Raw genomic sequence first — 6737 nt, forward strand, 5'->3', positions numbered from 1 at the left:
GCATGACGAGTCAGCAGGTGCCGCCCCGGCCGCAGTGGGTGCCGTCGGAGACCGACATCGAGGACGCCCGGATCACCGACTTCGCCCGATGGGCGGAGCGCCGGACCGGACTGTCGCTGCCGGGCTACGACACGTTGTGGCAGTGGTCGGTGAACAATGTCGGAGACTTCTGGCAGGCGGTGTGGGACTACTTCGAGGTGCGGTCGACCACCGACCCGGGTCCGCCGCTCGCCGATCGCACGATGCCCGGTGCGACGTGGTTCCCGACTGCCCGGCTCAACTACGTCGACCACGTGATCCGATGTGCACGCGCCGATCGGCCCGCCGTCCTCCACGAGTCCGAGGACGGTCACTCGGTGTCCCTGAGCTGGGCGGAACTGCTCCGGCAGACCGGCGCGCTCGCCGGCACCCTGCGGTCACTCGGTGTCGGTGAGGGCGATCGGGTGGTGGGCTACCTGCCGAACGTGCCGGAGACGGTCGTGGCGTTCCTGGCGACCGTCAGCCTCGGCGCGGTCTGGGCGGCGTGCGGGCAGGACTACTCGGCGCCTGCCGCACTGGACCGACTCGGTCAGCTCGAACCCAAGGTGCTGATCGCTGCGGACGGTTACCGATTCGGGGGCCGGAACCACCCCCGGCACGAGGAGATCGACGGACTGCGGGGCGGAATGCCCTCGCTCGTCGGCACCGTCGTGGTGCCGCGGCTCGCCGCCGACCCGGTGCCGGACGCGATGGCGTGGGCGGACGCCACCGCCGGCGACGTGCCGCTCGAGCCGGCGGCGGTACCGTTCGACCACCCACTGTGGGTGGTGTTCTCCTCGGGTACCACGGGACTGCCCAAGGGGATCGTGCACGGACACGGCGGTGTCCTTCTCGAACATCTGAAATCCCTTGCCTTGCAGATGGATATCGGCCCCACCGACACCTTCCTGTGGTACACGAGTCCCAGCTGGATGATGTGGAACTTCCAGGTCGCCGGCCTGCTGGTCGGCGCCACGATCGTCTGCTACGACGGCAGTCCCGGGTACCCCGACGTCGATTCGCTGTGGGCGCTGGCCGCCCGGCACCGGGTCACCGTGCTCGGCACCAGTCCCGGGTACGTGCTGGCCTGCGCCAAGGCCGGTGTCGTCCCGCGCCGCGACCACGACCTGAGTGCGCTCCGCGCCGTCGGGATCACCGGCTCGACGCTGCCGGCGTCTTCCTCGAACTGGTTGGCGCACAACGTGGGCGAGTCGGTGCCGGTGTTCTCGATCACCGGTGGAACCGATGTCGTGTCGGCGTTCGTCGGGGGTGCCCGGACGGTACCGGTGTGGCCCGGCGAGCTGTCCGCGCCGTGCCTGGGCGTCGCACTCGACGCCTACGATCCGGAGGGACGTCCGGTCCGTGGGGACGTGGGGGAGCTGGTCGTCACCGAGCCGATGCCCTCGATGCCGGTCAGGTTCTGGAACGATCCCGGCGGGAAGCGTTACCGCGAGGCGTATTTCGACGACTTTCCCGGAGTGTGGCGGCACGGCGACTGGATCACCGTCACCGACCGCGGCAGCGTCGAGATGCACGGACGTTCCGATTCGACGCTCAACCGCAACGGCATCAGGATGGGCAGCGCCGACATCTACCAGGCCGTCGAACGGATGCCCGAGATCGTCGAGGCGCTCGTCATCGGGGCCGAACAGCCGGACGGCGGGTACTGGATGCCGCTGTTCGTGGTGCTCGCGGACGGGGTGGTGCTCGACGCGGACCTCGAGGATCGCATCAAGTCCGTCATCCGGGACCACGCGTCTCCACGGCACGTTCCGGACGAGATCATCGCGGCGCCCGGCGTTCCGCACACCCGCACGGGGAAGAAGCTCGAGGTCCCTATCAAGCGGATGTTCCAGGGGGCCGATGCCGCGAGGACCGTCGACCGGAGCGCGATCGACGCCCCGGAACTCATCGATTGGTACCTCGCCAGGAAGCGGTGACGACGGCCGCCGCCGCGGATCTCCGGGGGCCGTGACGGATATCGCGAACTTCGCAAAAGTGTGCGACGTGATCCCATACGCTGCTCGCCAGTCGGGCGGGAGCGCAGCATCTGCTCCTGGGATTTGCTCGATGTACTGCTCACACGCAAAGGACGCGCCGTGTACCTGAAGAGATCTGCTCACGCGATCGCCGCAGGCGAACGTGACTCCGCGGCAGGCGCGGTCGCGCCCAGGCTCGCGCTCGGGTCCACCACGGAGGCCGGAGAATGACCGAACTGCTGCAGTTCGCGATCCTGGGGCTGGGAGCAGGCTCCGCCTACGCGCTCCTCGCGCACGGCATCGTCCTGGTCTATCGCGGCTCGGGGGTGGTGAACTTCGCGCAGGGCGCGATAGCCATGGTGGCCGCCTACGTGTGCCTGGAAACCCTCCAGCGTGAGCATGGCTGGGGCATGCTGCCGGCCTTCGTGGTCGCGGTTCTGGTGGCCGCGATGATCGGACTGGCCTTCCACCTGTTGGTGCTGCGGTGGCTGATGAAGGCCGCGCCGATCGTCCGGCTGGCCGCCACCCTCGGCCTGATGGTGCTCCTACAGGCGGGGGTGCAGCAGTACTACGGCTCCAAGTCGATCCGGGTGCGGGCGTTCCTCCCCAATGACGCCTACCACTGGGGAGGCATTGTGGTGCAGCAGGATCGACTGATCCTGCTGGGCATCGCGGTGGCGATGACGGCCGTGCTGTGGGGACTGGCCCGGTTCACCCGGATCGGTCTCGCGATCACCGCGGCAGCCGAGAACGAGCGCGCCGCCGCGGCGCTCGGGTGGTCACCCCAGCGGCTGGCTGCGCTGACGTGGACCGTCGGCGGTGCGCTGGCCGGCACCGCCGGAATCCTGGTGGCGCCGTTGACGGGACTCACACCGTCGGCATTCGTCGTGATCGTCACCGTCTCGGCGCTGGCGGCAGCGCTGCTCGGCAATTTCCGTTCCTTCCCGCTCACCCTGCTCGGCGGACTGCTGCTCGGGGTGGGGGAGAGCGTGGTCGTCCTGTACCAGGACGACCTGCGGAACCTTCTGGGGATGGAGACGCTCACCGGTATCAACCGGGCGGTCCCGTTCCTGGTGATCCTCATCGTGCTGGTGGTGCGGGGCAAGGGACTGCCGCTGCGCAGCCACGTCTCGGAGCGTCTTCCCCGGCTCGGGTCCGGTGAGATCCGCTGGGCCGGTCTCGTTCTCGCGGTGGTCGTGGCAGGAGCGGTCATCGCGATCGGCGGTGACTGGTTGCGGTCGCTGACATTGACCCTGGCGGCGGCGGTGTTCCTGCTGTCAATCGTGGTGCTGACCGGTTTCGCGGGCCAGTTGTCGCTCGCCCAGTACACGGTCGGCGGACTCGGTGCGCTGTTCGCCGCACGACTCGTCGGACAGGCCGGCTGGCCGCTGCTGCCCGCGGCGATCGTCAGCGTGGTCGCCGTCATCGCCTTCGGGGTGGTCTTCGCGCTGCCCGCGCTCCGGACGCGCGGTGTGAACCTGGCGGTGGTCACTCTCGGGCTCGGGTTCACCGTCCAGGAGATGGTGTTCAACAATCCGACGCTGACGGGCGACAAGCTCGACGGGGCCGTGAAGATCTCCGAGCTGAGCCTGTTCGGGATCGAGGTGACGGCGTCCCGGCACCCGGAGCGGTGGGCACTGCTGTGTCTTCTCGCGCTGGTCGTGTGCGGGCTGATGGTGGCGAACCTGCGCCGCTCCCGGACCGGACGACGGCTCATCGCGGTCCGCACCAACGAACGGGCCGCGGCGTCGCTCGGAATCAGTGTGTTCGCGGTCAAGATCTACGCGTTCGCGGTGGCGGCCGGGCTGGCTGCGGTGGCGGGAATTCTTCTCGGACTGCGCAACACCGCCATCACCTACGTGGAATTCAACGTGTTCGCCTCGATCAACGCGGTGGTCCAGTCGGTGATCGGCGGGCTCGGGTTCGTGGTGGGCAGTGTCATCGGCGCACTGATGGCGCCCGGGGCGCTCGTCAGCCGCCTGGTGGACGGCCTGGCTGTCGCGAGCCTGCTCGCCGGCGTGATCCTCATCGTCACCCTGCTCACCAACCAGAACGGAATTGCCGACATGCTCTCCCGTCGGCTCGGGTGGATCGGCAGGCTCCCCTGGGGCGGCGCGTCGCGATCGCGTCAGCGGCGGCGGGCACACGAACTCTCGGACGAGCAGCCGGCGGGCACGGTCACGCCGACGCCGCTGTCGGTGCGCGGGCTGACGGTGCGGTTCGGCGGCGTCACCGCCGTCGACGGGGTCGACCTCGACGTCGCGCCCGGACAGGTGGTGGGTCTGATCGGGCCGAACGGGGCCGGCAAGACCACCGTCATCGACGCGATCACGGGATTCGTCGATCCGGCGGCGGGGCAGCTCACGCTGGGGGAGCAGGACATCACCGGCTGGTCGACCGCGCGGCGGTCCAAGGGCGGACTCCGTCGCTCCTTCCAGTCACTCGAGCTGTTCGAGGACGTCACGGTCGGCGAGAACATTCACGCGGGAGCCGACGAGTCCACGTGGAGTACGTGGTTCACCGACCTGGTCCGCCCGGGTCGCCATCCCCTCTCGCCCAGCGCCTCGACCGTCGTGCGGGACTTCGAGCTCGAAGACGACCTGGGCGCACTGCCCGGTGAGCTGTCGTACGGGCGACGGCGGCTGGTGGGTATCGCCAGGGCGGTCGCGTCCGCTCCGTCGGTCATTCTCCTCGACGAGCCCGCGGCGGGTCTGGACGACGCGGAGAGCCGCGAACTCGCGGTCGCGATCCGGCACCTGGCGGTGCAGCGGGGAGCGGGCGTGCTCCTCGTCGAACACGACATGGGTCTGGTCATGTCGACCTGCGACCGGATCGTGGTGCTCGAGGCGGGCCGGGTGATCGCGGCCGGCACGCCCGACGAGATCGCCGCCAGCGCGGCGGTCCGCGATGCGTATCTGGGTACCGGTGACGAGACGGAGGCGGCGCGATGACCATCACGACAGAGAAGACGGTCGCGGCCGAGCCCGTGCTCGAGTGCCGCGGACTGAGCACGGGGTACGCCGGCGCCGTGGTGTGCCGCGACCTCGACATCACCGTGCGGCCCGGCGAGGTCGTGGCGCTCATCGGCGCCAACGGGGCGGGCAAGTCCACCACGATGCTGACGGTGGCCGGGGAGTTGGCACCGATCTCGGGCTCGCTGTCGGTGCTCGGCTCCCCGCGGCGCGCGTCGTTGTCGGCACTGGCGCGGAGGGGATTGAGCTACGTCACCGAGGAACGGTCGGTGATCATGGGCCTGACCGCAGCCGAGAACCTGCGTCTGGCGGGTGTGTCGGTCGACGACGCGTGTGCCGTGTTCCCCGAACTTCGGGCGCTGCTCCGGCGGCCCGCCGGACTGCTGTCCGGTGGCGAACAGCAGATGCTCACCCTGGCGCGGGCCCTGGCCCGCGGCCCCCGGCTGCTGCTCGCGGACGAGTTGTCGCTGGGCCTGGCGCCGCAGATCGTGCAGCGTCTGCTCGCGGTCGTGCGGTCCGCGGCCGACGACCACGGCGTCGGCGTGCTGCTGGTCGAACAGCACGTCCGGCAGGTGCTGACCGTCGCCGACCGGGTGTACGTGATGCGGCGCGGCCAGGTGATCATGGAGGGGACCGCCGCCGAGATCGGCGCCGATCTGGACGCGGTGCAGCGGGCCTACCTGTCCGGTGGGGAGGACTCGGGCAGCGCCGGTACCGGCCAATTCGGTTAACAGTTGTACCCTTGGTCGTTCGTCGAGCCTGCTCGGGCGGACGTCGATCCAACGCAATTGAAGGGGCATCGTGGCAGCCGGAGCGAAATCGTCGGTGGTTCGGGTACCGAAGGCTGGTGAGTTGGTTGCTGCGAACCTACGTCGTCGGATCATCACCGGTGAACTCGGTGCGGGTGATCCCCTGCCGAACGAGTCGGTGCTCATGGAACAGTTCGGGGTGTCCCGGCCCACACTCCGCGAGGCGTTCCGGATCCTCGAGTCGGAATCCATCATCACGGTGCTGCGCGGCGCTCGTGGCGGCGCCCGGGTGATGGCCCCGGACGCGTCGGTCGCCGCGCGCTACACGGGCCTGCTGCTGCAGTACCAGGGCACCCCGCTCGTGGACGTCTACCGCGCCCGCGCCCTGCTCGAGGTGTCGGCGGTCGGCGTCCTGGCCGGGTCCGGCCACACGGAGGCCCTCGACCGACTGGCGGTGCTGATCGGTGAGGGCGCCCAGTTGGTGGACGACGCCGCCGCCTTCGCGCATCACGACGTCCAGCTGCATCAGAGCCTGGTGGATCTGGCCGGCAACGAGACCCTCACGGTGCTCGCGGGCATGCTCGTCCACATCATCGAGGCCCACAACGCGCTCTTCATCGCCGCGCACGGGAACGGGCAGGAACAACCTGCGGCCCGCGCCGCGCAGCGCGCCTACACCAAACTGCTGGACCACCTGCGCCGCGGCGACGCGATCGCCGCCCAGGACTTCTGGCGCAAGCACCTGGACGGAATCGAGAAGTACATGGTGGGTGATTCGGCGACGACGCTCGTCGAGGTGCTGTCCTGACCTCGAGGTGCGGGTCGCGGCCGACGTCCGGGGTCGTCCGGAAGTGCTTTTCGGTGGGGTGTGCCTGTAAGTTGGTCCGAGTGTCCAGCCCAGGATCTTCGGTGATCGACCCCCGTACGTGACCCCTCGGACGACCGGGACGTTGCGAGTGTGATCGAGCACAATCGAAGGTGGTTGGCCGTCCCTCCTTCAACTCGGTGACCTGCGTCTG

The 6737-nt window shown here is 69.5% G+C and carries 4 protein-coding genes; all 4 read left to right on the top strand.

Annotated features, from left to right (window positions below):
* Positions 1 to 2: 2 nt before the first annotated feature.
* The 4 genes from IJ15_RS0107625 (at position 3) to IJ15_RS0107640 (ending at position 6526) form a co-directional block, all read left to right on the top strand.
* Positions 3 to 1958, top strand: coding sequence for an acetoacetate--CoA ligase (locus IJ15_RS0107625; protein ID WP_031937747.1), 1956 nt, complete (start codon positions 3 to 5; stop codon positions 1956 to 1958).
* Positions 1959 to 2224: 266 nt separating this feature from the next.
* Positions 2225 to 4948: a branched-chain amino acid ABC transporter permease/ATP-binding protein gene (locus IJ15_RS0107630; RefSeq protein ID WP_031937748.1), complete on the top strand. Its 2724-nt coding sequence runs from the start codon at positions 2225 to 2227 to the stop codon at positions 4946 to 4948.
* Complete coding sequence (locus tag IJ15_RS0107635) at positions 4945 to 5700, top strand: ABC transporter ATP-binding protein (RefSeq protein ID WP_051918620.1); 756 nt, start codon at positions 4945 to 4947, stop codon at positions 5698 to 5700. The genes IJ15_RS0107630 and IJ15_RS0107635 overlap by 4 nt, the downstream gene beginning before the upstream one ends.
* Before the next feature lie 70 nt (positions 5701 to 5770).
* Positions 5771 to 6526: a FadR/GntR family transcriptional regulator gene (locus tag IJ15_RS0107640; protein ID WP_031937750.1), complete on the top strand. Its 756-nt coding sequence runs from the start codon at positions 5771 to 5773 to the stop codon at positions 6524 to 6526.
* Positions 6527 to 6737: the final 211 nt, after the last annotated feature.

This window comes from Prescottella defluvii (genome assembly GCF_000738775.1).
Lineage (GTDB): Bacteria > Actinomycetota > Actinomycetes > Mycobacteriales > Mycobacteriaceae > Prescottella > Prescottella defluvii.

What these genes read in the sequence shown, in the direction of transcription:
- IJ15_RS0107625 (WP_031937747.1), top strand. Translation starts at nt 3, where the DNA reads ATGACGAGTCAGCAGGTGCCGCCCCGGCCGCAGTGGGTGCCGTCGGAG.
- IJ15_RS0107630 (WP_031937748.1), top strand. Translation starts at nt 2,225, where the DNA reads ATGACCGAACTGCTGCAGTTCGCGATCCTGGGGCTGGGAGCAGGCTCC.
- IJ15_RS0107635 (WP_051918620.1), top strand. Translation starts at nt 4,945, where the DNA reads ATGACCATCACGACAGAGAAGACGGTCGCGGCCGAGCCCGTGCTCGAG.